This window comes from Exiguobacterium sp. EF_C8 (genome assembly GCF_054956715.1).
Genome location: NZ_CM143264.1, coordinates 347,222 through 371,175 on the forward strand (window position 1 = coordinate 347,222; position 23,954 = coordinate 371,175).

Sequence of the window (23,954 nt, forward strand, 5' to 3'; positions counted from 1 at the left end):
TAGATCGTTTCAATCGCATTCGAGCAAATCAGTTGGATGCCTTGTGCTCCTTCTTTGATTGAAATCCGAAGATCACCGATTCCGTGAAGTGTTTCTTTTAAAGAAATCTAACATGAAAACCCTACTTTCCGTTGAGTATAGCATGTAGTATGAACGTCGTCCCTTTCGAAAACAGGAGGAGAATTCTTAACTGAATCTTAAACATATCAATGCCTGATTTTCGGCGACATCGTAACTGGACAAGCCGTTATACTAGAGACAAAGGAGGGGAAAGCGATGGAACACCACACGTATTATGAAGCACTCGTTCGACGAGACGCGACGTACGAAGGAACGTTTTTTGTCGGGGTCAAGACGACCGGTATTTTTTGCCGTCCGACGTGTCCAGCGCGAAAACCGAAGGAGGAGAACTGTGAGTTTTTCGAGACGGCGCAAGAGGCATTGCTTGCCTCTTATCGACCGTGCAGACGGTGTCATCCGCTCGCTTATCCCGGCGATCACGGTACGATTCAACGCTTGATCGAAGCAGTCGAGGCGGAACCAGATAAACGGTTTAAAGAAGCCGATTTCCGAGCACTTGGTTTGGACGAATCAACAGCACGGCGCCAGTTCAAGAAACGATTCGGGATGACGTTCGTTGCCTATGCTCGGGCACGGCGGATGGGGTTAGCGATGAAAGAGATTCGGACTGGGAAGCCGGTCATCGAAGGACAGTTAGTAGGAGGCTATGAATCAAGCAGCGGTTTTCGTGAAGCGTCAGCACGGATGCTCGGGGAAGCACCGTCACGTTTTGACGGACAGGTCTTGCGCGCGAAATGGCTCGATACACCACTCGGTTCGATGCTTGCGATTGCTGATGAACAACACTTGCATCTCCTTGAATTCGTCGATCGACGGGGACTTGAGCGGGAAATTGAACAATTGCGTCAAAAAGCGCGTGCCGTCATCGTGCCTGGGGAGTCACCCATCTTTGAACAGATTGAAGGGGAGCTCCGTCGTTACTTCAAAGGAGAACCGGTCTTGTTTCAGACGCCACTGATGCGGTACGGAACGCCCTTTCAACGCCGCGTCTGGGAAGAACTTGAACGGATTCCGAGTGGCGAGACGATCTCGTATCAGGAACTGGCCATCCGAATTGGTCAACCAACCGCTGTTCGCGCTGTCGCACGAGCCAACGGAACAAATCAACTAGCAATCATCATTCCATGTCATCGGGTCATTCGAACGAATGGGGATTTAGGTGGATACGCCGGGGGACTTGCACGCAAGGAAACATTGCTCAAACTGGAGCGTACAAAGAGAGGACTGGATGTAGGATGAGTTTGATTAAAGATGTGTTTTCACCGAGTTGGCTCGATGGCTTAGGAGAAGCGGTCGATGTATCAGATTTTCGCAGACGAGTCGAACGGGAGGACTGGGAAGAGCTTGCGTTTAAACAACGCGTCCGTCGTGTTGCGGAGACACTAGAATCCGTCCTGCCACCGTTTCCGGACTCGATCGGGGAGCTGGAACGACTCGCACCGCAGTTTACTGGATTACCAGGGATCGTTTTTCCCGAGTATGTCGAACGGACAGCAACACTCGTTGACTGGAAGCTTGCGTTAGAGACACTCGTTAAATTGACGCCGTATTCGACGTCTGAGTTCGCTGTCCGGCGTTTTCTACTCGCTGATCAAGAGCGTTATCTCGAGCAAGCACTCATGTGGGCAACATCAGACGATGAACATGTTCGGCGCTTAGCGTCGGAAGGGACACGACCGCGTCTGCCATGGGGACAAGCGATTCCGAGTCTGATTGCTGATCCGCGACCGGCGTTACCGGTTCTTGACGCGTTACTACAGGATCCGTCACTCTACGTCCGAAAAAGTGTCGCCAATCACTTGAACGATATTTCAAAGACACATCCGGAATATCTGATTGAGCGGATCGAACGTCACTTAGGAACAGATCCGAACACGGACTGGATTTTGCGCCACGCCTCCCGGACGTTACTCAAACGCGGAAATCCAGAAGTCTTACAGTTATTCGGACACGTTACGCAAGGGGAGGTCGAGATTACAAATTTAGTCGTCTCGCCGGTTACGATTGGTGGAGAGCTTGATTTCTCGTTCACTGTGACGAGTTCAGTTCCACAACGTTTACGCTTGGAGTACGCGATCGATTACGTCAAACAACGCAGAACGAGTCGGAAGGTGTTTCAACTGCGGGAGCGGGAAGTTAAAGGTGTCTTACAAGTCGAAAGACGCCAATCGTTTCGGAACATGACGACGCGTGTCCATTATCCTGGTACACACACATTGACGATTTTGATTAATGGAGAGGCTTACGCGACAGCAACGTTTGAGGTCGAGGAGGAGAGCTGAATGCAAGGACGGCATCCGGATTTTAAAACGTCACGATTATTTGTTGAAGCAACGGATGAAGAATCGGGTTGTAAGTGGACGTTGCATGCGATACGTGAGAAAACGATCGTTGGAACGATTATTTTTACATGGGATGATTCAATCGGAAGCCTGCGATATACGTCAAATGATGAAGACGATCAGCACGGGTACATCACGGAAGCTTTGACATCGATTTTGCCTTATCTCGCACGGACGTTATTACTGAAGCGTGTCTATAGTGAAGCGGGCAGTGACACGGTCTGGCGTCGGAACGGATTTCAGTTGCAGGCGAATCGATATGCACGCGAACTTCATCATTAGAGCCCCGTCTGCTGAGCAGAACGGGGCTTATTTGTGATTAGACCGTTGTTTTCGACCAGTTGAAATGGTCGCAAATCGCTTCAGCGCTTTCACGCGCACTTAACTGTTCCGTATCAAGAAAGAGATAATTGACGTCCGGCAATTCGCCTGGTAGCGAGCGTGTCCGGTATCCGTCCGCCGTCTCGCGTAAGTCTTGTTCAGAAGCGGCGAGGTCACGCTTCGTTACTTTGTGCGTCAATCGGTTTTCGGTCGTGTTCCGGTGCAGACGGGTCGCGACCGGCGCATCCAGTTCAACGATATAGACGTCAGCACCTGCTTGTTCGAACAACTCAACCGTTTCTTCGATGAACTCGAGACCACCACCTTCGACGCCAAATAGACAGAGGAATGTAAACAGGACACCTTCGAGCGAACTGTTCGCCATTTCCTTGAACATCTCGCGCCGAATCGTATCTTTTAAGCGGTGATGGGCGGGTTCAGAGAAATCAAAATAAGGCAATAACAAGTCGATCGTCTGGTGGTTATGGAAGACTTTCATCTCCGTCAACCGTTCGATTTCCTGACCAATCGTCATCTTTCCGACTGCTTGGGGACCAAGTAACAAAACAAATTTCATGGACGAACCTCATTTCCTTTTTCTGCTAAGAATAGCACATTCCGATGAGTGACATCACTAGAACGTTTGTTCGTAATTTGGTATAATTCAGGTATGAAGTCCCGTCGTGTCCTTGTCTGAAGGAGGACAACTATGCAAGAGCAATGGAAGGCCGTCATCGGCTATGTAGGTATATATGAAGTCTCGTCACTTGGTCGCGTAAGGTCGCTTGATCGGACAATCGTGACGTGTCGCGGCGTCCGACAACGCCGAAAAGGTGTCTTGCTTCGACCGCGGCTCAATCGAGAAGGATATCGGAAAGTCACGCTCTATCAACGGGGGCGAGGAGAACGAGTGCAGGTTGGTCTACTCGTTGCGCAAGCTTTTCTGACGGTTGACGTCACGGAAGCGCGACTCGTTCGACGCAACGGTAAACGAGCTGACGATCAGTTATCGAACTTGGACGTGTTGCCTTCATTTGATCAGCAGTATACCGAACTACTTGGTGAGTTTGATCTCTTATTAGAACAACATGTGACACTGTCATCATTCCAGATTCGAGCGATTCGCGCCCAATATGAAAAAGGGAAGACGATTCGTCAACTGGCGGAGCAGTATCAGGTGACGGAGAACCGGATTCGCAATATCATCGATAAAAAGGAAGCACGTTATATCGGCTGAGAACAGAGGAAAAGAGCGCTTGCCAGGAATGGCAGGTGCTCTTTTTGTTAAGACGACGATTCGCTCGAGCGAACGGTCTGTTGCAACGAACTGATCCGTGACTCGAGTACCGCGCTATGTGTCTTCAATTCCGTTTGCTGAATGACGTGGTGTTGCATTTGATCCCCGAGCACCTGGCTGTAGGACGAGAGCTCTGACATCAACTTTTGGACAGATTGTAGATGCTGTTGCATATTCGACTGGACTTCTGCGACGATTTGACGTTGGTGTTCAACGGTCCCCAGTGTCGTCTCGATCGTCGTCGCTTCAGTCAGCATCTGTTGCAAGTGCTCCGTTGCCGTCTCAAGCTGTTGTGACGTCGAGAGAAACCGTTCCGTCATCTGCGAGAGCGCTTGTTCGACTTGATTGAGCCCTGTCGTCCACGTCTGATTGACCTGACGGATGTGGCCCGTACTCGTCCGGATATCGATCGCTAGTCTTTCGACTTCCTTGGCCACGACCGTGAAGCCACGACCGGCTTCGCCGGCACGAGTTGCCTCGATCAGCGCATTTAGCGATAGGCGGCGCGTCTCTTCAGCGACACGCTGGATGTGGGAAATTGAGGTCTCCATCTGCTGCTGTAGATGTGAGGTCTGTTGCAAGATTTGCTCTGTCGTCGCGGATTGTTCCTTCAGCAAGTAGCTTTCTTGTTGTAATGTCCCAAGTGTCGTGTGATTCGTCTGAACAGTCTGTTGAAAACGAGTTACGGCACGTTGGCTGTTCAGAAGTGTCGTTTGCATTTCGCTTAACGCATCGTGTCCTTGGGCAGCCAAACGTGTGGAGGCGATGATCGTCTGATTCATCTGCGTCGATTGCGCAAGTAAGGAACCGGCGACTTCATCGACGGCATGCACCGATTCATCCATCGCGGATAAATGCGATGAAAAGTGGGGCTGGACGGATTCAAGTTCCTGACTGGCTTGTTGCATCTCGACCGTCAAATCCCCAATCTGTTGCATCAATTGATTGTATTGAAACGTGAGCTGTTGTAACTCAAAGGTCGTCGTCTTAAGTGTTAACGGACGATACGATCGCTTCGCATGGGCTTCTTCAATCTGTAGAGCGAGTTTCGATAACGGTGCTAGTTGTCGTTGAATTCGCCAGCGGATCAAGAGGCTGATGCTGACAAGTGTGATCACGCTCACCCAGATGAGTGTCCAAGCTAAATCTCGAGCAGGAGCGATTAATTTATCGCGATCGGTCGTCAGCAAGATGACGTCATCAAGTTCCGGAATCGTCATCGCGACAAGAAACTGGTCTTGATTTGAAAAGGCATATGTACGAGCTGTTTTTAAATGCTGTAGTAGTTGTTTCCGTTTTGCTGGGTCGAGTGTCAACGGTCGGAACGCCTCACTCGTGTTCAGGCTCTGAAAGCGAGTCGTGTAGTCATCACGTGATAAGTCGGTTCGCTGTTGCTGTTGCAATCGTTTAATGGCACGCGTACGGTCTGTTGCGTCATTCGGATATGCGAGAAACGTTGCCCGGACGTTCACGTCAAACATCGTTAATTCGCGCATCAGCCGTTCCTCAGTCGCTGCGACGGATTGTTGGTACGACGCGTAAACACTCAGACCACTGATCACGATCAGTCCGATGGCGACGATCGGAATCAGCCATCCATTTAATTGTTGTGCCAGTAATCGTTTTTTCTTTGGCATAAAACATCTCCTCCCGTATTCCTATCGGGAGGAGATAGCTCAACATGTATGAAGGCGTTGTACGACTTGTGTAAAGGTCTTGTGAATCTAGTTCACGTAAATCGGAAGGACAGTCGCAAGATGTGTCATAAGTGCTTGTGTCTCTTCTTTTGGTTCAGACGTGACATAAATGATCAATGCAGCAGCAACGATGACAAAGATGGCAATGACAAGAATGATGAAGAACGGCATCTTACTTTTTCGTTTTTCGGCTTGACGGTCCATGAAAGATTCCCCCTTAATAATGTATACGATAGATATATTTAAGGGATTCCCTGTTCATTACTTTAAAAACACGACAACTGTCCGGTAATGAAAAAAATACTGCCTTGTCTGACGAGAGCGTTGGACAAGGCAGTATATTACGGTCAACTAAGGAGAGACCAGACATCATATCGCTCAAAATCAGCCAAAATATTTGGCGCAATCAACTGACGGATCATTTCTTCGTCCGCCCAGAGATAAGCGTCGTGTTCTGCGGATAACTGAACGCTCGTCTGGTTCGTCGAGCAGACGTACATCAACAAAATGATTTGCCGATCGGGATGCGTTAGGAAGCTAGAGGCATAGAGTAGACGTTCTGGCGTAACCGTCAACTGTGTCTCTTCTTTTATCTCGCGAACAAGGCTGTCGAGCGGCAGTTCACCGAAGTCGATCTTTCCACCTGGACATTCCCATGTTCCGCCGCCGAAGTCAGCGACAGCCCGGCGGACGATCAGGAGACGTTGCTCGTGAATGATGATGCCTTTGACGGCAGGGACAATCGCCGTCATCTGACGGGACTCCGCGATAACACCACGGGATCGGTTCCTTCTGTTTCGATCAAGTACTGATCGCACAGATAGATCCCGCTTGCGTCGGCAAGTCCGAAGGCACGGCTCGTGCCTTCTTCCGTAAAGGATTGCACGAGGTGGGCGGCTTCGCCCCACGTCTCGTAATGCACACAGACGACCGCGTCTTTCAGCAGGGCAAGACCAGGCAAGCGAAGACGTCGATTGTCGCGTTGGTCGATCTCCGGAATCACACAACGTTCGGGTGAAACGAGGGCACCGGCAGAAAAGCCAGCGACCGGAACACCGTTTACGAAACGCGACTGGATGATGTCACCAATCGGTGTCGCGACCAAGTATTGCTGATACAATTCGGTCTCGCCACCGGAGATGATGATGCCCTGACACTGCTGTAGTTGCGCGAGTTGTTCGTCCGTTGGCGCGTCAGACAGTGGTAGATGGACGAAGGACGAAATACCCTCTTCCTGCAACGCTTCCGTATAAATCGAGGCGTAGGTCACCCAGTCCTTACCAGTACGTGGGACATACAGAATCGCGACCGGACCACCATTCGTTAATGCAGCAAACCGTTTTTGCAAATTCGGTGTAAATGGAGGACCGCCTCCAAATAAGAATAAATGAGTACGCATGAAGTCATCCCTCCAACCGTGTAATAGAAAAAGTATAGCAGAAATCAATCAATTGGAAATATGCTGGTAGAATGATTGTCTGCGGAACCACGTGTGATGTTGTTTCCGTTCTTGAAAGAGAACGAATAGCACGAAGGCGATGACGAGACCGCGTCCAATCCATGGTAAGACGAGAAGACCGTAGTTCATCGCAACGAACAACTGGAGCAAGAAACGACGTTTACTCGGATCCCGCAGATACGTGAGCAGTGGAAGTTGCTGATGCGTCTGCTTGAATAATCGCAGATGAAGGAACGGACGCTTTCGGTGCGACGGCTTCGGTAAGGCACCGTTCAATTCAAGGACGGTCGCGGATAAACTCGACTGTCGTTTCATTGACAACAGGATATCCTCCGTTAATCCATCCTCACGCTGTGACCAGTTCCGGACATTAAGAGATCCGAACAGCAATATACATAGTGCGACAACGAAGAGGACTGGATGCGGTTGAAGCCACAGCAGGAGCAACAAGGTGATGCGTCCTGCTGCCAGGAAGAGATGACCGCTCCATTTCCGCAAGAACCGTTGCCCAGATAACCGGTATGTCCAGAAGCTAAAGAACGGTTGGAGTAAAGAAAGCGCGAGACTAGTCAGCAGTACGGTGATACTGGATTGATCAAACCGGATACTATGTAATGGAAAACAAAGTAGATGTAAGCCGGCAGTCAATAGAAAAATCCGCAAAAAGTGATACCGAACGGAATACCACTTCATTCGAACGATCGCTCCAGGAACCGGTTTGAAGAAGAGGCGATCTGCTGGTTCGAACCAGGCGTAAAAGGCGGGCAGGAATCCATATAGCATCCAACCGAGTAAAATCCAAGCGACCGGAACCGTTTGAACCCAGTCCGCTTGACCGTTTAAGATCTGAACCGTCTCATAGATGATGAACAGACCGACTGGAATGACGAGATACAGCAAGATCGTCCAATCAAAAATTTCTCGAAAGAAGCGACGCTGTTCCGCATGCCGCCGACGGATCCGTTGCTTCAAAAAGGTTTCAATCATGTTCGAGCACCATCGCTTCCATGATGTCAAATAAGCGGGCACCTGGCTGACCAGAGGCTTCACCGATTTGAGCGAGTGTTCCTTGATGTTTGATGCGTCCCTGATCAATCCAGACGAAGTCGTCACAAAGCCGTTCCGCGGAATCAAGGACATGAGTGACGAGCAGAATCGCTACGCCACGCGTTCGTTCTGCTTCGAGTACATGCAATAACCGAATCGTTGCGACCGCGTCGAGACCAACGAACGGTTCATCGATGATCAAACAGTCCGCGCGTTGCATCAAGGCACAGACGAGCATCACCTTTTGCTTCATTCCTTTAGAAAAAGAGGATACATAGTCACCTGTGACAGCATGCAGTTCGAATGTCTTTAAGAGTCGTTCCGTGTAAGCGTGATCTGTCTCGTGAAGTGAGGCGACCAGCTCAAGGTGCTCGGCAAGCGTCAAATATTCATAATAGGTCGGCTGTTCCGGAATATAGGCGAGTGAGACCGGTAAATCGATCTCTCCTTCGACCCAAGGCAGCGTACCGAACATCGCTTGAATCGTCGTACTTTTTCCTGCACCGTTCGTACCGATCAAACCGGTGATAGATCCAGGCTGTAAAGCAAACGCAATCTCGTGTAAGACGGGCTGACCGATGTCATAACCGGCTTGTTGAATGGATACATTCATGTCAAACATCTCCTTTCACTACATTTACTGATAGAAGAAGAAAAATGTTTCACAGTCACAGAAATCAGCAGAACCATAGTAAAAAATGTAACAGGTTAAAAATAGCAAATGGGCTATAATGGAAATATCAATTTTAGAGGATGAGCGTGATGCAAACAGTCGAACGAATTTACTTCCGAGAGTCCGGTATGGGAAGAGGACAGACGTTTTGATGGGACCGTGCAAGTCGGACAGTTCGTGTGGAAGATGAGGAAGAAATATTATCTCCACGGTTTCCACGTGAATTAATATTCCTTGACGAAATGGATCCATTGCTTATAAACCTGACGGAAGAGGATATCTATTTGATCGACATGTGGTCAGATTTGTTCGATGCCGAGAAATGGCGGGAATACTCGGATCCTGAAAGTCTTACGATTATGGACGGAACGGATTGGGAAATTCATGTGACGACAGAACACGGTACAGAAAAAGTGTCACGTTCAAATGTGTTTCCACCAGGGTGGGAGATGATTCGAGAACTGCTATACGGTTATTACGATGCCGGGAGTAACCGAGAAGACGAAGAAGGGGAGGGTGAACTATGAAACGAGCACTATTGTATCTGATTCCGTTTGCGTGGCTAGGACCTTACCTCGATTGGAAAGAGGGTTCGATACTAGGGTATGCCTTATTTTTATTTGGACTTGGTGTATTATCGTATTCACTTGCACGGAGTGGAAAACCCAAATACATCGTCATCGGCAACATGGTTTCGTTTGCGATTTCGTACGGGATCGCACTCAGTGTAAGGGAAGGATACGGCGAAGGATACTTCAATCCATTGACAGCCAGTCAGCTGGTTCTTGGAGTCAGCGTCTTGAATCTGGTCGTACAAATACCAATTGTGATGAATGCGATTCAAAACAAAGTGATGAAAAAGGAGTTAGAGGGACATGACGGATGAGAGCCAACAATTACTTGATGTAATTCAGCGAATCCTAGAACGACAATCGCCAATCGACTTAATTGATATCTACCAGCGTGTCAGGCAAGCAGAGCATTTGGATCTATCACGCTTTACATCAGAGGCAGGACTCGAGGCACGCATCCGGAAATTGATTTACCTGCATGCGAGTGAGTGTGAATTGTATAGGGGAGAGCAGGACCTTTTTTACAGTGAGACCGGAAAAGGAACAGGACGCTGGGGACTGCGATAAAAAAACGCTACGCAGCGAGTGCGTAGCGATTAGATCACACGAGTCCTAAAATCTCGACTTCAACTAATGCACCTTTTGGTAGTTCCTTAACCGCAATACAAGACCGAGCCGGGAAGTGATCGTGCGGTGCGAAGTAATCGGAGTAGATCGTATTAAAAGAAGCGAAGTGTTCCATGCTCGTTAAGTAGCATGTCGTCTTGACGACGCGGTCAGGTGTCAGTCCTGCTTCTTTCAGGATGGCATCGACGTTTCGCATGACTTGTTCCGTCTGCTCCGTGATTCCGCCTGGTACAAGTTCACCTGTTGCCGGATCAATCGGGATTTGACCGGAAGCATAGAGTGTTCCGTTCGCGATAAAGCCTTGCGAGTAAGGACCGATCGCAGCAGGGGCGTTCGTTGTGTCAATCTGTTTGAATGTAGACATGAAAAGAACCTCCTCTTATAAAATACATATGTACGACACCGAGTGATTCGACTCGGAGATCCCCCAACCCTTCAAAGGAGTGAATTGATATGCCACTTTATCATAAATTAGTTCGAGACACGATTCCAAACATCATCGACCAAAACGGGAAAAAAGCGACGTTCCGAACGCTGAACGAAAATGAATTCCTAGTGGAAGCCAAAAAGAAGTTGCATGAAGAACTCACTGAATACGAGGAAGCGACGACGGACGCAGATGCTGTCGAGGAATTAGCCGATTTACTGGAGCTGATCCAGGTGTTAGCGAAAACGCATGGCGTGACAGTCGAGGAACTGGAAGCCGTCCGAGCGAAGAAACAGCAACAACGAGGCGGCTTCGAAGAACGCCTCTACCTGATCGAGGTCGAGGATTGATCCCGGAAGCGAAGCTGACGACGCATCATTTATATGACTCACTCGTCGAGGCCATTGATCAGGCAGAGGAAGTCTATATCGTCGCAGCGTTTGCTCAGAAGTCAGGCGTCGCCTTGCTCGTCCCGGCATTTCGTCGTGCCTTGCAACGAGGAGCCGAGATTCGGCTGTTGATTGGCGACTATCTACATATCACCGATCCAGAAGCATTGGCGCAGTTGCTTGCGCTTGATGGGTTGTCAGTTCGCTTTTATCGGTCAGGTGGACGCTCTTTCCATCCGAAAGCGTATCTGTTTCGAAACGCAGAGACTGGCTTATCAATCGTCGGTTCGTCGAACATCTCGAACAGTGCGCTTCGGTCCGGTATTGAATGGAACGTTCATCTACCGCAAGCTGTCGCTCCACAGATCCTTGATGATGCGATTGATGCCTTCATGGATCTTTATCTCAGTGAATCGGCAGAAGAACTGAATCCGGTTGTCTTAGAAACCTATCGTCAAGAGTACGCGGCACGTCAATATGTCGCGGAACCAGAAGTCGAGTATGACGAAAGAACGGTCGTCGTTTCACAAGAAATCCTGCCACACCGGGTGCAGGAAGAAGCGCTGCACGCGTTACGGGAAACGATGGAAGAAGGACGGACACGGGCGTTGGCAGTGCTTGCGACTGGATTAGGGAAGACCTACCTCAGTGCGTTCTTTGCGGGAGACTTTACACGAGTCCTATTCCTGGCGCATCAAAAAGAACTGTTACTGCAAGCGGAGCGTTCGTTTAAAAAAGTCAATCCGGCGTGGCAGACCGGCTTTTATATCGGCAGTGACCGGACCGTCACGGAGACGACGGAGATCGTCTTCGCTTCCGTCCAGACGTTGGCGCAAAAACGTCACTTGGATCGCTTTGCAACGGACCAGTTTGATCTCATCATTGTCGACGAGTTCCATCACGCGGCAGCGACGAGTTATCGGAAGGTCATCGATCATTTCACGCCCCGTTTCCTGCTTGGTCTGACGGCGACACCAGACCGGATGGACGGTGCGGATGTCTATGCGATCTGTCACCATAACGTTGCGTTCCAGATGCATTTCACAGCAGCGATTGCTGAAGGCTTTTTGACGCCGTTTCATTATTACGGTATTCACGACACGATCGACTATTCCCAGATTCGACGAATCGGTCGGACGTATGATGCGTCGCAGCTCGAGCATCGACAACTTGATCGTGAAGTAGCAGATAATATTTATCATTCGTGGGAGAAACATCGGCAAACGAAGACGATCGGCTTTTGTTCGTCAATTAAGCAGGCGGAATATCTGGCGCAAGTATTCCAGGATAAAGGAAAGACGGCATTTGCACTGACCGGAAAGACGACGAATCGTGCAAAATACATGCAAGCATTCGAGCAAGGCGAAATTGACGTTCTCTTTACTGTCGATCTATTCAACGAAGGTGTCGATATTCCGAAAGTCGATACACTGCTGTTCTGTCGTCCGACGGAATCCGTCGCTATCTACACGCAACAAATCGGACGCGGACTACGATTAGCACAAGACAAATCGCACTGCGTCATCATTGATTTGATCGGGAACTATCGTAACGTCGAGACGAAACTGAAACTGCTCGGGAAGATGAAAGAATCGTTCAAGCGAGGGGAGACAGAACCGATTACGCCACCACCTGGCTGTGTTATTGAGTTCGATACGCGGGCACTAGAGTTGATTCATCGACTCAGGCAACCAAGTCAGCGGAAGTTACGGTTGATCGAGCAGTACGAGCAAATCAAATACGAACTCGGTCGTCGACCATCCTATGTTGAAATCGGAGAGTATGCAGCCGTTCCGCAAGGCTATAAACAGGAGTGGGGTTCTTATGTTGGGTTCTTGAAAGAGCATCAGGAGTTATCAGGCGAAGAGGTCGAAGCGTACGACGCAAATCGTGAATTGATTGAGCAGGTCGAAAAGACGATCATGAACCGGAGCTATAAGATGGTCGTCTTGCTAGCTATGCTTGAGCGGGGAGAAGAGCGTTGGATGGAGCCGATTACGGCCGAAGAAGTAGCACCATTCTTTTATGAGTATTTGCATGCGGAGAAGTATCGGGAATTGAAGGATGCGCAAACGGCAGAGTTAAAAGGAGAATTTAATAAACATAAAATAGAGCGCTTATTAATAAAACAGCCAATGTCTAAAATTGGACCACCATTTGTATATAAAAATTATCATTTATCAGTTTTAGTTTCACTAAAATTTCCAAATGAAATTTTTAAAATAATACAGGGTATAATTAATTATAGATTAATAAATTATTTTTTAAACTGAAGGATAATAAGATAAAATGCAATTATTAAAGTTCTATAAAGTTTTTAATTGTTATGATAAATAAAACGTAATGAGGAGAAAAAATGAATATAAACCCTGAATCAAAACCTATTTCTGAAATATTTTCTATTGAAGGAAAAACAATATATAAAATTCCGATATACCAACGCAATTATTCATGGAATGACAGTAATATCGAATCACTTTACAATGATGTGATCAACGAAGAATCTGGATACTATCTAGGGAATTTACTGGTAACTCCTTCTCAGAATAAAAATGAATTTGATGTTGTAGATGGTCAACAGAGGCTTACAACGATTGCTCTGTTTTTATTAGCGATCTATGAAGAACTAAATAATATCGATGACAAAGACTCTTCAAAAGGACAAAGAGAATCTATTTATTCTTTAAAAACAGATATTAAACGAAAGCTAATAGGTTATGAAAATAAACCTAAATTAAAATTACTTGAACCAGATGCAGGGATTTTCATGAATTATCTTCAAGTGTTTGAAGATAAAGAGAAGGGTAAATTCGGAAATAGAACCTTTGGAAAACGTTATAAATTTATTCAAAGTCTTATAAATATTGATGGTATAAATGATTTGGATGAAATAGAAAATTTTTATAAAAAGTTAAATAACATAGAATTATTAAGAATCACAGTTAACGATTTAACCGATGCTTACTCAGTTTTTATTTCTTTAAATGCTAAAGGACTACCTTTGACACTAATTGATTTATTGAAGTCATATTACCTAAGTGAAGCAGTAAAAGATATTGGAGATAGTATGGCTTTAGAAGAATGGAATAAGCTGATTCACATTTTTTCTAATGAGAACGGAGAAACAAATATTCCTTCAATAACACAATTTTTCCAAAATAATTATGATACTTTTGAAAGTGATTCTACTTCTTCAATAACTAAACAAGCTTCCCTTAGAAAGTATGAGAAATTATTCAAAGAAAAGAAGTATAAATATATACAGACATTATTAATTAACGCAAAAATTTTCTCTAATATTATTCCTAAAATAAAAAGTAGCGATGAATTATTTTTTAATGAGAATCTCCGAATGAAAATTAAACAATTATCTAAACTTGAAACATCTCCAATATACCCTTTAATGCTATTTTTATTAAAAAAGCTAACTGAGAAAAAAATTTCTGAGAATACATTAACTTCTATTTTTGACTATTTAGTGAGTTACTATGTTCGCAGAAATATTGTGCTAAAACCTAAATCTTCAAACATTCGTGCGAAAGCAATACAGACTGTCCGCCAACTTGAGAAAATCGAAGATAACTTAGATGATATTGCTTTACTAACAATTAAGAATATTTTAAATCCTATAAAAGTAAGCGATGAAGAATTTTTAGTGAGATTAGATGAATCTGTATATGATACTTCACCACAAACAGTTCGATTCATCTTAATAGAAATTGAACGAAGATATGGAAACTTATTTAATAAACAATATAAGGATACATTAGATGATTATGAGAATGGGAAACCTATTTGGACGCTAGAACATGTCTTACCGCAAAATATTGATCTTAAGAAATCATGGAAGCAAATGATTGCTCCAGATAATATAGAACACGCTGAAAATCTTCAAAAAGAAAATATGCATAGAATAGGAAACATTACTCTTACTGGTTATAACTCTGAATTGAGTAATAATGATTTTATAGAAAAGCGTGATTATAGGCCAAAAGGATCTCAAGAATATACAGGGTTACGTACCAAACTATTTATAAATAAATCTATCATTACTGATGAATTAACAGGAAATTTAAAAACATCCTGGACCATACAGGATATTGATACTCGCACAAAAAAATTAGCGGATTTAGTGTTAAAAGTTTTTTCTACTGATTAATTCAATTGAATATTTAAGCACAATGAAAAAATATAGCTAGAATAATAATGAGCTTTTAGTGCTATATTTTTTCATTGTTAATTTTTATATGATCTTTAAAAACAGTTATAATAAATATAATGAATTTATAGAGTTTTACTTAATTTCATCGATTTTATACTTTATGTTATTTTTATTGATTTTTTCTAAGATAATATCTTCAACTTTTAAATTCAACTCACTACATAACGTTAACGCATAAATTAATACATCAGCAATTTCTTCTTTAATATTCTCTTTATTCTCTTCCCAAGCTTCTTCACTTGTCTTCCACTGAAAAGCCTCTAGTAACTCAGATGCTTCGATAGATAAAGAAATCGCTAAGTCTTTAGCGTTATGATATTGCCTCCAATTCCGTTCATCCCGAAAGTCATCGACTTTTTTTATTAAAAATTCAATTTCATGCATGAGTCATTCTCCTTTAGCTGTAATAGACGTTTTCGCAATTGCAGATCCGTAGCATAAAGATAAAGTCCTTTTACACCTCGTTTCATTAAAACATTTAATGAGTTTAAAATGATGTCTTCCTTTGCCTGTTCATTTTCTGATTTACTTAAGTCCTGACGCGAAATAAAGGCACCTTTATCCTTATACTGCTTAGGATCAATGACTAGTTGCTGAGTCTCTTCGTCATATTGAATGGAAGGGCCAAGCACAACACCTACATAATTCAAATCAAATCCTTGAATTGTATAGATTGATCCAACTTCATTTATCGTTTCGGGTTGCTCTGCCCACGTTATATTTGAATAGCTACGATTCCAGGGAAGGTTGATGCCATCCTCGTCTACGTAATAGTCAGCACCATCTTTTTTATGAAGATAGTCAAAAGTTGATACCATTCTTGAAAGCCCATATTTTTGATCTTTTTGAAAAATTGCTTGTTTGAATGCTTCAGGATCTTCGAAAATTTGAAAATCATAATTAGAGTCTGATGGTAACGGTAAGATTTCTCGTTCTACAAAACGATTGATCCAATGTAATGTTTCTTGACTAGCTCGCATCCGAAATTGCTTGGATAATCGTAACGTTTTCGTTGCGAAGGGACCGACGATTTCCTGAAGAGTATTACGTCCCCAGTGGCTCTTGATTTTTAACACTTGTTTAGGATCAAAAATTAGAATAGTGACTTTACTACGTGTGATGATTTCGTTCAGCTGATTTTTTTGATGGAAGTTATTATACGTATCTTCTTTTGTTAAGAGGAGGTGTGCTTCATCAATTAGTACAATGTCTACCATCATGTTTTGATTACTTAGTGTGTTTATGAATGGTGTAGGTTTTTGGAATTGTTTTTTCTTCAGGTTCGGTAAGCTTCCCGCAATCGATTTATACGTTTTTAGCATTTCACTATGATTAACAAGTAGGTAATTGTCTGTTTGATAAAGAGCGGAACTTGTATCTTTCGACAGGTCCTGGATTGTATTGAATAAAGAACTAAGCAAAACACTTTTGCCTGTCCCGGCATCTCCTTCAACAATAAATACATGATGTCCTGATTGTGTAATATTTATTTTGCAATATTCTAGTATTGCTTGTTTTACTTCGAGTTGTTGCTCAGACAATTCACGATATGGAGAGAGTTTATATACATCTTTATTGCGTAGGTGTTCAAGTGTTCCTTTAGCAATGCTTTCTTCACGCAATCGTTGCCAAATGTTTTCGAAGACCGTCTCATTAAAAAAGGACTTTTGATAATAATTATGAGTATAGCGAGAGGCTGTTTGACTGACGTTCTGCAACTTATAATGACCGTCAGCAATCAGAAAATTGATCAAATTAGACTCTATGTTATAAGTGGCCGATTGGTTAAACTGCTCGTGTCCAATTAAAATTGTTTGATCAAGTTGTTTACGTCGAGAATCTTTTAAATGGGATTTTAATCTTTGGTTTTTTTGAACCGTTTGCCCTACATATGCTTGTTCTTTAGTTGAATTGTACAATAGGTAAACGATTGGATAATCGTCTATAAAATCCGAATGTGTATTGATTACGTCACTATAAGTAAATTTACGTTTTTCAAAATAAAGATTTTTCACTGTATGAAATCCTCTCAAGGTAATGATAAATGATTTGAATCGCATGTAATATAATGTAATTTATATAACTAAATAATACTATAAATTGTAATCTATATAGCATATGAATTTTAAACATGCTATTTAGTCAGGAGGAAAAGAACTAATGACAAAATTATTTATAGTTGAAGGGCTCCCAGGCTCAGGCAAAACAACAACAGCTGAAGCATTGACTCGTCTACTCCAAGAGCAACAAATCAATACGCGTCTTCATATCGAAGGAGACCTCAACCATCCTGCGGATTATGAGAGTGTCGCTTACTTAACGCTTAGTGAATGGGTAGAGTTTCAAAGTAAGTACGCTTCACTCGATGTCTTACGATTTGCTGAGGTGTTCAATGATTATGTGCTTGTATCATATCGTCAGTGGCAGTCAAAACAGAATGTTGCTGAAGCTGCGCTTTCATTTTTGCGAGCACGTGATATCTATGAACTACCGTTCGAGTTACATCAATCACTGATACTAAAGAAGTGGGAAGCGTTCGTTGCTCAAGCTTTGATAGCGAATACAACGTATATTTTTGAATGCTGCTTTTTACAAAATCCATTGACGATGGGGCTCATCAAATACGATCTACCGGAAGCGACGTTACAAGCGTACATCGAACGCATAGCGACAATCATTACGCCGCTACAACCTGTTCTCGTCTATGTTGATCAACAGGATGTAGAGAGAAGCTTCCGTAAAGCATTACAAGAGCGTCCACCAGAATGGGCGGACGGATTCGTATCCTATTACACGGAGCAAGCATATGGTGTGAATCACTCGTTATTAGGAGTGGAAGGGACGATTGCAATCTTAAGGGAACGAAAAGCATTGGAACATCAGTTGTTAAAAACGCTTCCCTTTAGAGTAGAGGTATTTGGAAATGAAGAGTTTTCAGTAAAAGCAAGACAAGCTTGGGTGAAGCAGTTGATTCAGTCGACTGTGCGTTCGACTTCTTTAATTTAAGCGAGAGCTAATAAAGAGGCGATTCTAAGTCAAAGAATCGCCTCTTTATAGTGAGAATGTCTGATCAATAGTGTTTTTATCATAGTTCAATATCCAATGCTTATAATCATCGTAGAGATCACGGATAGCGTCAGGTGTTTCGCCGATCAGGTCACAGCCTCGGTCATCATAGATGTGAAACAGACTCTTTCGTCTCGGATTAAAGAAAAAGGTACGATGGATAAAAGAAGGGCGATCAGTGACATCGTGACTGCAAATATCACGGATTAAAGCTGGATAATGAATCTCTTGCCGCGTACAGGTCAAAGACAATGTGTATGTAGCATAGGGATGCTCTTCCACATATTGCGGTGTACGATCGCACCGCAGGCGATAGCGGAAGGAAGGGGACTTCAAGTACTTCACAAATCCACTATGCACGACTGGTTTCCAACCGCTCGTTCTTTTGTAGGGACTGACCTGCACGATCCATGTGATAAGATCAGATGGAGCATGAATGGCTTCGAATAAGGTTAGGGCTTTTCGATAGGCGGACTCTAGATAATTCGGATCATCTAGACCAACGTTTTTGAGCAATGTTGAATCGCCTAGCTCAAAGCGGATTCCGTTCGCATTGTGATAAAATAAGTTCGGATATAAGACGAGCTGGGGAAAGATCGTATACAGCTCTTGGTGATTCAATAGGAACCCCTCCCTTCAATGTATAATGCGCTACACTTGTTTCTTGAATGAATAATGACCCGGCTTCTAAAAGCCGGATCATTATTCATTAGCCCATACTCGTTTCATGATTAACCTGCCATTGTACGCCAAACGCATCTTCGACAATACCGTAGGCTTCACTCCAAAACGTCTTTTGAATCGGCATGATGATCTTGCCGCCTTCAGCGAGCCGCGCGAACGTTTCGTGCAATAGCTCCACATCGGCTAAGTGAAGGGCTAGCGTAATGTTTTGTCCGAACGTCACAGGGTTTTGTGGCATCGCGTCTGAGAACATGAGACGTGTGCCATGAACGATGAGCTGCGCATGTAAAATCAGTGTCTGGTGCTCCGGTGGATACGGTTGACCATCCGGTCCAGGACCTGGTCCGAACTCCATGATTTCCGGCATTTCTTCCTGGAACACCTCTGTGTAGAACGTCAACGCTTCACGGGTATTTCCATTAAAGACAAGATACGGATTAATCGGCATGGGAAAGCTCCTTTCAAAAGGGAGAATGTGTTTCTTTCAGTGTACCAAACATTCGTTCGTATAAAAAGAGTAGGTTGCTGATTTATTTAGTATAAATGATAACGGTTTCAATTTATCTGATTTTTATAAAAAATAGGTTGCAACTTCCAGAAAGACTTCGTATACTAAATTTATCGAAAGCGCTTTCGGTGAAATGGAGTGAGTAGTATGGGAACAATTTATGATTTAGCGAAGATGACCGGCTTTTCGATCACAACGGTCTCGAAAGCCTTAAATAATTATTCAGATGTCAGTGAAAAGACGAAAGCGAAGATCGTCCAGGCGGCAGCTGAGATGGGATACTTGCCGAATGCACATGCTCAATCGCTCTCGACAAAACGTTCGTGGACGATTGGTGTCATGTTTTCAGAAGCACATGGTGTCGGCATGATGCATCCGTTCTTTAATGCGATCATTGAAAGCTTCCGGAAAGCAACAGAGCAACAAGGTTACGATCTGATTTTTGCATCACGAAATTTACGTAATCGGGACATGAGTTACTTGGAGCACTTTCGACACCGAGCGGTTGATGGCATTGTCGTCATCTGTTCGGACCAGTTGGATCTGCACGTTCAAGAATTGATTCAAAGTACGATTCCGATCGTTGTCGTTGATATGTACAGTCCGGATTGTAGCGTCGTCTATTCCGACAATATTACGGGTGGGCGACTAGCCGTCGAGCATCTATATGAATTAGGTCATCGCCGGATTGCGCATATCGCTGGCGACACGACGACGGATGCTGGTGCAGCAAGGATTGAAGGTTATAAACAAGCAATGACTCAGTTTGGTTTGCCGATTCCGGACGGCTATATTGCAAACGGTGGGTTGTTTTCCGGAGAAGAAGGAAAACGGGCGATGCAAGAATTGCTGGTGCTACCGGATCGACCGACTGCTGTCTTTGCGGCAGGGGACCAAATGGCAATCGGCGCTATTGAAGCGATTCATGAAGCTAGCTTACAGATTCCAACAGATATCTCACTCGTAGGCTATGATGATATCGAGATGGCGAAGTATATCACACCGAAGCTGACGACTGTCCGGCAAGATACGGAAACAATTGGTCAGCAAGCGGCTTCAGTCTTGATCGAACAGATTGTCGATAAACAGCGGATGACGACACAAGACGTCATTCCCGTCGAGTTGATCGTTCGTCATTCGACAGGTCCTGCACCTGAGTGACGTGCGACGATTTCGGAATCGCTCTCGCTGGTTGTCAGGGAGAAAACGCGAGAGCGATTCCGAAATTATTTTTACGGCAGTTACGAAAGGGCTTTCGATTATTTTCTTGTCATTTTCGAAAGCGCTTTCGGATTAAACGATTAAATTGAAACCGCTTACTTAAAAACTATTTGATAAAGGATGGGACGAAATGAAAAAGACGTTCATTAGTGCAATGACGATTGGTGCCATGACAGCAACTGTCTTAGCGGGATGTACGGGAAGTGGCGAAGACACTACAAGTGGTGGCAAAGAGGTCTTAAAAATCTGGTCGTTTACGGATGAATTAAAAAAACCAATCAAAAAATTTGAAGAAAAGAATGGCGTTAAAGTCGAATTGACGATCGTGCCAATGGCCGACTATCCGACGAAGTTGAAGCCAGCTCTTGAAAGTGGCGTCGGAGCACCGGATATCTTCACTGGTGAAATCGCCTTCTTGAAACAATGGGTCGACGCTGGCTACTGGGCCAATTTATCCGAAAAGCCGTTTAATGCAGATGACGCCGCAAAAGACTATATTCCGTATGTATTTGACATGGGGAAAGATAAAGAAGGAAACGTGCGTGCGCTCTCTTGGCAAACGACGCCAGGAGGCATTTACTACAAACGAAGCATTGCGAAAAAAGTACTCGGAACAGACGACCCGAAAAAAATCGGCGGCATGATGAATTCAATGGATGGGGTGTTTGAAGTCGCCGATAAAATGAAGCAAAAAGGCTATAAAATGTTCCCGGATGAAGGATCGATTCGCTGGTTCGTGCAAGGCAATGATCCACAACCATGGGTCAACGACAAGCAGGAGCTCGTCTTGACCGATGCGCGAAAAGAATATATGGACTACGCAAAAGAACTCCGTACGAAACAATATACGGCCCTTGCACCGGAATGGTCACCATCGTGGTACGCCGGCATGGATAAACCAGTCAAAGTCAAAGAGAATGGCAAGGAAATTCAGACAGAGGTCTTCTCGTATGTGTTACCGACTTGGGGACTGCATAGCGTCTTGAAGGAAAACGTGAAAAAATCCGCAGGAGACTGGGCTGTCACGAGCGGACCAAGTCCTTACTTCTGGGGCGGAACATGGTTAGGCGTCTACAAAGATTCGAAAAAACAAAAACTCGCCTATGATTTCGTCAAAATGATGACGCAGGACGAAGAATTCTTGACAGACTGGGCAAAGGAAACGGGTGACGTCTTAGCATTCAAGCCAGTCACGGATAAAATCAAGACCAACTTTAAAGAAGATTTCTTGGATGGACAGAACAACTACGAATTTTTCTTAAAGCAAGCAGACCAAATCAAACCAGGCATCGTTACGAAGTATGATCAACAACTTGACACGCTCTATGGAGCTGCCGTAACAGAGTATGTTCGCGGAAAAAAATCGAAGGATGAAGCTCTTACGGAATTCTATAAAAAAGTCAAAAACGCATATCCTGATGTAAAAGTACCCGAATAACGAGCAGGTGGGGCGCATCCTGCCTCACCTTTTCTCATGGAAGAAAGGAGCTTAACCTGTGAAAAAAATCGATCGCACTGGGTATCTCTTCATCGCACCGTTTTGGATCGTCTTCCTGATCTTCAGTATTTATCCGGTCGCCCTGACATTCTATTATAGCTTTACGAACTACACGGGAGCTGAAGGGGAACAAGTCGTTGGTCTTGCGAACTATACTCGGCTACTGAGTGATAGTTACTTCATCGAAGCGTTCTTTAACACGATCAAGATTTGGGCTGTCAACTTTACCTTACAAATTGGCGGGGCATTGTTGCTTGCATTGCTGTTCTCCGACCTCCAATTGAAATTGAAGGGGCTCGCGTTCTTCCGAGCGACCTTTTATCTGCCGAACTTGATTACGATCAGCTCCGTGGCGTTACTGTTTGGAATCTTGCTCGACTGGCAACATGGCTCGCTCAACATGATGTTGATGAAGATCGGTATCATTTCAGAGCCAATCAACTGGTTGACGCAACCTGTCACGGCACAAGTATCTGTTTCACTCATCCTGACATGGATGTGGCTCGGTCACTCGTTCATCGTCGTCATGGCAGGCGTGTCTGGCATCTCGAAAGATTATTTTGAAGCGGCTTTGATTGACGGAGCGACCCGATGGCAAATTTTTTCTCGAATCACTTTGCCGCTGCTCAAGCCAATTTTATTGTATATCATGATCACCTCACTGATCGGTGGTTTGCAATTGTTCGACCTGCCGATGCTGATCACAGATGGAATCGGGGCGCCGGACGGGGCACTGAATACGATGGTGCTGTATCTCTATAACCAGGCATTCAAATACAACAACTATGGCTATGCTGCAGCGGTCGCTTATGGGTTGTTTGCCATCACGCTTGTTTTTTCAATCATCGTCTTCAAAGGGATGTTCCGAAAAGAACGTTCACCGAAAGGAGCCTAACCGATGGAACGAAATGCAGAAGCACGCCGGCTCGTGCCGCAAACGGAAGAACAACCAGAACGCTCGGAGCATCCGCTTCGATTGACGCCACCTCCGAAACGAAAAAAACCATGGCTTGGAAAAACGATCATTTACCTCGCATTGATTGCTTTGACGATTGCCTGCATCATTCCATTCTTGATGATGATCGTCAACGCAACCCGTTCGAATGAAGAAGTCCTGTCCGGCTTTTCTTTAATCCCGGGCAACTCGCTTGCTGACAACTACGCGGCGTTGAGTTCGTACGTCAATATCTGGTCCGGCTTTAAAAACAGCTTGATCATTGCTGTACTCGTGACCGTCTTGTCGGGATACTTTTCCGCCCTGACCGCATTCGGTTTTGCATTCTATCAATTTAAAGGAAAAAATGTCTTGTTCGTGTTCATGCTGATCATGATGATGATTCCAGGACAGCTCGGATTGATCGGTTTTTATGAGCTCAGCAAAAACTTAGGATTGCTCGATAGCTTCATTCCGCTCATCGTACCGGCTATTGCTAGCCCGTTCACCGTGTTCTTCATCCGGCAGTACGTCCAGACGGTCCTCCATCCAAGTTTGATTGAAGCAGCGCGTATCGATGGAGCAAGCGAATGGCGGATCTTCCATACGATCGCCTTACCGATGATGATGCCCGCGATCGCGACGATGTCGATCTTCACCTTCATCGGTTCTTGGAATAACTACATCATGCCGCTCGTCTTACTCTTCTCGCCAGAAAAGTATACGCTCCCGGTCTTGATGGGATTCTTAAAAGGTTCACAAGTCGCAGAGAACTTAGGGTCACTGTATCTCGGCATCGCGATTTCCGTCGTGCCGATCATGATCGCTTTCTTGTTCCTCTCGAAGTATATCGTTAGCAGTATCTCGGCTGGTGCCGTCAAAGAATAAT

27 protein-coding genes are annotated in these 23,954 nt (G+C 44.8%); 15 read left to right on the plus strand and 12 right to left on the minus strand.

The window, feature by feature from the left end; all coding sequences use genetic code 11:
• Nucleotides 1–276: 276 nt before the first annotated feature.
• Genes ACY2IG_RS01940 through ACY2IG_RS01950 form a run of 3 tightly spaced genes read left to right on the plus strand, consistent with a single transcriptional unit; the run spans nucleotide 277 to nucleotide 2,705 of the window.
• Nucleotides 277–1,320 carry a bifunctional transcriptional activator/DNA repair enzyme AdaA gene (locus ACY2IG_RS01940; protein WP_462618294.1) on the plus strand — a complete coding sequence of 348 codons (1,044 nt, stop codon included), beginning with the start codon at nucleotides 277–279 and terminating at the stop codon, nucleotides 1,318–1,320.
• A complete protein-coding gene (locus tag ACY2IG_RS01945; RefSeq protein WP_329469894.1) occupies nucleotides 1,317–2,363 on the plus strand; it encodes a DNA alkylation repair protein in 1,047 nt (348 codons plus the stop codon). Before ACY2IG_RS01940 ends, ACY2IG_RS01945 begins: the two co-directional genes overlap by 4 nt.
• Entirely contained in the window at nucleotides 2,364–2,705 is a 342-nt protein-coding gene (locus ACY2IG_RS01950; protein WP_329469897.1) for a GNAT family N-acetyltransferase, read from the plus strand. It begins immediately after the preceding gene.
• A gap of 37 nt (nucleotides 2,706–2,742) precedes the next feature.
• Here the strand turns inward: ACY2IG_RS01950 and ACY2IG_RS01955 are convergent, their stop codons facing one another.
• The gene (locus tag ACY2IG_RS01955) at nucleotides 2,743–3,321 is read right to left on the minus strand and encodes an AAA family ATPase (RefSeq protein WP_174315936.1); all 579 of its coding nucleotides are present in this window, start codon (nucleotides 3,319–3,321) and stop codon (nucleotides 2,743–2,745) included.
• Between the two features lie 132 nt (nucleotides 3,322–3,453).
• Between ACY2IG_RS01955 and ACY2IG_RS01960 the strand changes: the two genes are divergently transcribed.
• Nucleotides 3,454–3,981, plus strand: a complete 528-nt coding sequence (locus tag ACY2IG_RS01960; protein ID WP_052019130.1) for an NUMOD4 domain-containing protein — start codon at nucleotides 3,454–3,456, stop codon at nucleotides 3,979–3,981.
• A 47-nt stretch (nucleotides 3,982–4,028) separates the two neighbouring features.
• Here the strand turns inward: ACY2IG_RS01960 and ACY2IG_RS01965 are convergent, their stop codons facing one another.
• From ACY2IG_RS01965 to ACY2IG_RS01990, 6 genes are all read right to left on the minus strand, one after another.
• Nucleotides 4,029–5,678 carry a methyl-accepting chemotaxis protein gene (locus ACY2IG_RS01965; protein WP_462618295.1) on the minus strand — a complete coding sequence of 550 codons (1,650 nt, stop codon included), beginning with the start codon at nucleotides 5,676–5,678 and terminating at the stop codon, nucleotides 4,029–4,031.
• An 87-nt stretch (nucleotides 5,679–5,765) separates the two neighbouring features.
• Nucleotides 5,766–5,942: a hypothetical protein gene (locus ACY2IG_RS01970; protein WP_023466867.1), complete on the minus strand. Its 177-nt coding sequence runs from the start codon at nucleotides 5,940–5,942 to the stop codon at nucleotides 5,766–5,768.
• Between the two features lie 143 nt (nucleotides 5,943–6,085).
• The gene (locus ACY2IG_RS01975) at nucleotides 6,086–6,490 is read right to left on the minus strand and encodes an NUDIX hydrolase (RefSeq protein WP_056063969.1); all 405 of its coding nucleotides are present in this window, start codon (nucleotides 6,488–6,490) and stop codon (nucleotides 6,086–6,088) included.
• A complete protein-coding gene (locus ACY2IG_RS01980; RefSeq protein WP_313489459.1) occupies nucleotides 6,487–7,137 on the minus strand; it encodes a Type 1 glutamine amidotransferase-like domain-containing protein in 651 nt (216 codons plus the stop codon). The genes ACY2IG_RS01975 and ACY2IG_RS01980 overlap by 4 nt, the downstream gene beginning before the upstream one ends.
• 48 nt (nucleotides 7,138–7,185) lie before the next feature.
• Nucleotides 7,186–8,184: an ABC transporter permease gene (locus tag ACY2IG_RS01985; protein ID WP_462618296.1), complete on the minus strand. Its 999-nt coding sequence runs from the start codon at nucleotides 8,182–8,184 to the stop codon at nucleotides 7,186–7,188.
• A complete protein-coding gene (locus ACY2IG_RS01990) occupies nucleotides 8,177–8,857 on the minus strand; it encodes an ABC transporter ATP-binding protein (protein ID WP_462618297.1) in 681 nt (226 codons plus the stop codon). The genes ACY2IG_RS01985 and ACY2IG_RS01990 overlap by 8 nt, the downstream gene beginning before the upstream one ends.
• 302 nt (nucleotides 8,858–9,159) lie before the next feature.
• Here ACY2IG_RS01990 and ACY2IG_RS01995 point away from each other — a divergent pair, with 302 nt between their 5' ends.
• The 3 genes from ACY2IG_RS01995 to ACY2IG_RS02005 are packed head-to-tail and all read left to right on the plus strand — an operon-like array spanning nucleotide 9,160 to nucleotide 10,056.
• Nucleotides 9,160–9,444 carry a hypothetical protein gene (locus tag ACY2IG_RS01995; RefSeq protein ID WP_462618298.1) on the plus strand — a complete coding sequence of 95 codons (285 nt, stop codon included), beginning with the start codon at nucleotides 9,160–9,162 and terminating at the stop codon, nucleotides 9,442–9,444.
• Nucleotides 9,441–9,803 carry a hypothetical protein gene (locus ACY2IG_RS02000; RefSeq protein ID WP_462618299.1) on the plus strand — a complete coding sequence of 121 codons (363 nt, stop codon included), beginning with the start codon at nucleotides 9,441–9,443 and terminating at the stop codon, nucleotides 9,801–9,803. Before ACY2IG_RS01995 ends, ACY2IG_RS02000 begins: the two co-directional genes overlap by 4 nt.
• Nucleotides 9,793–10,056 (plus strand): hypothetical protein, encoded by a 264-nt coding sequence (locus ACY2IG_RS02005; RefSeq protein ID WP_462618300.1) that lies wholly within the window; start codon nucleotides 9,793–9,795, stop codon nucleotides 10,054–10,056. The genes ACY2IG_RS02000 and ACY2IG_RS02005 overlap by 11 nt, the downstream gene beginning before the upstream one ends.
• A gap of 34 nt (nucleotides 10,057–10,090) precedes the next feature.
• Here ACY2IG_RS02005 and ACY2IG_RS02010 read toward each other — a convergent pair whose 3' ends face one another.
• Nucleotides 10,091–10,480, minus strand: a complete 390-nt coding sequence (locus ACY2IG_RS02010) for a RidA family protein (RefSeq protein ID WP_069940214.1) — start codon at nucleotides 10,478–10,480, stop codon at nucleotides 10,091–10,093.
• A gap of 89 nt (nucleotides 10,481–10,569) precedes the next feature.
• Between ACY2IG_RS02010 and ACY2IG_RS02015 the strand changes: the two genes are divergently transcribed.
• From ACY2IG_RS02015 to ACY2IG_RS02025, 3 genes are all read left to right on the plus strand, one after another.
• Nucleotides 10,570–10,893: a nucleoside triphosphate pyrophosphohydrolase gene (locus tag ACY2IG_RS02015; protein ID WP_290774517.1), complete on the plus strand. Its 324-nt coding sequence runs from the start codon at nucleotides 10,570–10,572 to the stop codon at nucleotides 10,891–10,893.
• Entirely contained in the window at nucleotides 10,890–13,205 is a 2,316-nt protein-coding gene (locus tag ACY2IG_RS02020; RefSeq protein WP_290774514.1) for a DEAD/DEAH box helicase family protein, read from the plus strand. The genes ACY2IG_RS02015 and ACY2IG_RS02020 overlap by 4 nt, the downstream gene beginning before the upstream one ends.
• 83 nt (nucleotides 13,206–13,288) lie before the next feature.
• A complete protein-coding gene (locus ACY2IG_RS02025; protein WP_462618301.1) occupies nucleotides 13,289–15,091 on the plus strand; it encodes a DUF262 domain-containing protein in 1,803 nt (600 codons plus the stop codon).
• 135 nt (nucleotides 15,092–15,226) lie between these two features.
• Here ACY2IG_RS02025 and ACY2IG_RS02030 read toward each other — a convergent pair whose 3' ends face one another.
• Both ACY2IG_RS02030 and ACY2IG_RS02035 read right to left on the minus strand, forming a co-directional pair.
• A complete protein-coding gene (locus ACY2IG_RS02030) occupies nucleotides 15,227–15,538 on the minus strand; it encodes a nucleotide pyrophosphohydrolase (RefSeq protein ID WP_290774508.1) in 312 nt (103 codons plus the stop codon).
• Nucleotides 15,517–17,214: a DUF2075 domain-containing protein gene (locus ACY2IG_RS02035; RefSeq protein ID WP_462618302.1), complete on the minus strand. Its 1,698-nt coding sequence runs from the start codon at nucleotides 17,212–17,214 to the stop codon at nucleotides 15,517–15,519. The genes ACY2IG_RS02030 and ACY2IG_RS02035 overlap by 22 nt, the downstream gene beginning before the upstream one ends.
• A 100-nt stretch (nucleotides 17,215–17,314) precedes the next feature.
• On the opposite strand from ACY2IG_RS02035, the gene ACY2IG_RS02040 reads away from it, so the two are divergent.
• Complete coding sequence (locus tag ACY2IG_RS02040) at nucleotides 17,315–18,160, plus strand: P-loop NTPase family protein (protein ID WP_290774504.1); 846 nt, start codon at nucleotides 17,315–17,317, stop codon at nucleotides 18,158–18,160.
• A gap of 45 nt (nucleotides 18,161–18,205) precedes the next feature.
• Here ACY2IG_RS02040 and ACY2IG_RS02045 read toward each other — a convergent pair whose 3' ends face one another.
• Nucleotides 18,206–18,841, minus strand: a complete 636-nt coding sequence (locus ACY2IG_RS02045; protein ID WP_313586507.1) for a DUF3885 domain-containing protein — start codon at nucleotides 18,839–18,841, stop codon at nucleotides 18,206–18,208.
• Between the two features lie 88 nt (nucleotides 18,842–18,929).
• A complete protein-coding gene (locus ACY2IG_RS02050) occupies nucleotides 18,930–19,352 on the minus strand; it encodes a VOC family protein (RefSeq protein WP_035411200.1) in 423 nt (140 codons plus the stop codon).
• Between the two features lie 207 nt (nucleotides 19,353–19,559).
• On the opposite strand from ACY2IG_RS02050, the gene ACY2IG_RS02055 reads away from it, so the two are divergent.
• The 4 genes from ACY2IG_RS02055 (at nucleotide 19,560) to ACY2IG_RS02070 (ending at nucleotide 23,953) form a co-directional block, all read left to right on the plus strand.
• Entirely contained in the window at nucleotides 19,560–20,573 is a 1,014-nt protein-coding gene (locus tag ACY2IG_RS02055; RefSeq protein WP_462618303.1) for a LacI family DNA-binding transcriptional regulator, read from the plus strand.
• 190 nt (nucleotides 20,574–20,763) lie between these two features.
• Nucleotides 20,764–22,071 (plus strand): ABC transporter substrate-binding protein, encoded by a 1,308-nt coding sequence (locus tag ACY2IG_RS02060; protein ID WP_462618304.1) that lies wholly within the window; start codon nucleotides 20,764–20,766, stop codon nucleotides 22,069–22,071.
• Nucleotides 22,072–22,129: 58 nt separating this feature from the next.
• On the plus strand, nucleotides 22,130–23,026 hold the full coding sequence (locus ACY2IG_RS02065; RefSeq protein WP_035411191.1) for a carbohydrate ABC transporter permease: 897 nt from the start codon (nucleotides 22,130–22,132) through the stop codon (nucleotides 23,024–23,026).
• A gap of 3 nt (nucleotides 23,027–23,029) precedes the next feature.
• Entirely contained in the window at nucleotides 23,030–23,953 is a 924-nt protein-coding gene (locus ACY2IG_RS02070) for a carbohydrate ABC transporter permease (RefSeq protein ID WP_081780419.1), read from the plus strand.
• Nucleotide 23,954 lies beyond the last annotated feature (1 nt).